This is a genomic window from Tolypothrix sp. VBCCA 56010 (genome assembly GCF_050875635.1).
Classification (GTDB): domain Bacteria; phylum Cyanobacteriota; class Cyanobacteriia; order Cyanobacteriales; family Nostocaceae; genus Hassallia.
In genome coordinates, this window is sequence record NZ_JBPAOH010000444.1 from 1 (window position 1) to 421 (window position 421).

Consider the following 421-nt stretch of genomic DNA (forward strand, 5'->3'; position numbering starts at 1 on the left):
CACTGGTGCCTGGCAGTGTGGAGCCATTGAAAGAAGGCGTCAGAGTAGTGGACTGCTGGAGATAAAGAGTAGAGGTCGGCGGGGTGAGCTGTAAGGTGCCACCGGAGTTTGACGACGAAGAGTTGGAGGAAGGAGCAGGCGCGGGAGCCGCAGGGGGGGCGGAGGGCAATAGCGTCATGGTCGCGGTCGCGGCAATGTTCCAGTTGGAGGCGAGCCGGGCGGTTACGACGACGTTGGTAGCTGCGCTCAGGAAGGCGGGAGCGGTAAAGACGCCGTTGGCATTGATGCTGCCAATCCCCGGCTGAATGGACCAAACAACACTGGTGCCTGGCAGTGTGGAGCCATTGAAAGAAGGCGTCAGAGTAGTGGACTGCTGGAGATAAAGAGTAGAGGTCGGCGGGGTGAGCTGTAAGGTGCCACC

Annotated in this window: 1 protein-coding gene; it reads right to left on the minus strand. The window is 60.3% G+C overall.

The features are described from left to right. On the minus strand, positions 1 to 421 hold a 421-nt coding region (locus AABK37_RS41925), incomplete at both ends, for a hypothetical protein (protein WP_432557263.1).